Annotated in this window: 1 protein-coding gene; it reads right to left on the bottom strand. The window is 65.0% G+C overall.

The window, feature by feature from the left end:
* Window position 1 precedes the first annotated feature (1 nt).
* The coding region (locus IFT54_RS20195) for an IS5 family transposase (protein ID WP_192071988.1) at window positions 2-389 on the bottom strand (388 nt) is incomplete at its 5' end.

The raw sequence follows: 389 nt of genomic DNA, 5'->3' as shown, positions 1-389 counted from the left end.
GTCATAGCCAGAAGATGACGGTGGCCGCGAGCGCGACGGCAGAGAAGAAGACGGTTGGGCAGCGGTCGTAGCGAGTGGCGACGCGACGCCAATCCTTCAGACGGCCGAACATGATCTCGATGCGGCTGCGGCGCCGGTAGCGGCGCTTGTCGTATCTGACCGGCTCGTTGCGCGATCTGCGGCCCGGGATGCAGGGCTGGATGCCCTTGGCTTCCAGGGCGTCCCTGAACCAATCGGCGTCATAACCACGGTCGCCAAGCAGCCACTGCGCTTTCGGCAGATCGTCGAGCAAGGCTGCCGCGCCGGTGTAGTCGCTGACCTGCCCGGCGGTCATGAAGAAGCTCAACGGCCGCCCATCCGCATCGCTGACGGCATGCAGTTTGGTGTTC

This window comes from Sphingomonas sp. CFBP 13714 (assembly GCF_014842205.1).
GTDB lineage: Bacteria > Pseudomonadota > Alphaproteobacteria > Sphingomonadales > Sphingomonadaceae > Sphingomonas > Sphingomonas aerolata.
The sequence above is the reverse complement of the archived record's forward strand: the minus strand, read 5'-3'. Positions and strand labels throughout refer to the sequence as shown.